This window comes from Pseudomonas sp. SMV71, assembly GCF_052042015.1.
In the GTDB taxonomy this organism is placed as follows: Bacteria; Pseudomonadota; Gammaproteobacteria; order Pseudomonadales; family Pseudomonadaceae; genus Aquipseudomonas.
This window is the reverse complement of sequence record NZ_JBKGGU010000059.1, coordinates 1-453: the sequence shown is the minus strand read 5'-3', so window position 1 is coordinate 453 and position 453 is coordinate 1. Positions and strand designations below refer to the sequence as shown.

At 65.1% G+C, this 453-nt stretch carries 1 pseudogene; it reads right to left on the bottom strand.

Annotated features, from left to right (window positions below):
- Positions 1 to 453 (bottom strand): annotated as a pseudogene (locus tag ACLEJQ_RS25765) (RHS repeat-associated core domain-containing protein); the annotation flags it as partial.

Below are 453 nucleotides of genomic sequence, written 5' to 3'. Positions count from 1 at the left end.
TGCTGCTCGACCAGGCGATCCCCGGCATCCCAGGCGAACCGATAGCTTTCGCCATTCTCATTGACCAACGCTTGCAGCCGGCCAAAGCCGTCATAGGCAAACTGCACCTGCCGGCCGTGGGCGTCGGTGCGTTGGCGCACCTGGCCGCGACGGTTGTGCTGGTAATGCGTGGTGTGGCCGGCCGGGTCGGTGTAGCCGGTGAGCTGGCCGGCGGCGTCGCGCTGATAGTGCTCGGTGCGGCCGTCCGGCAACTGGCTGCTGAGCAGCCGGCCTTGGGCGTCGTAGCTGAACTGGGTGCGCTCGCCGAGGGCATCGGTGATGGTCAGCAGATAGCCACGCGAGTCATAGCTGAACCGCGTCGGGTAGCCCGAACAATCGATGTGCTCGACGAGTTGGCCGAACGGGTTCCAGCGCAGTTTCTTGCTTTTGCCGGTGGCATCGATGATCTCGACG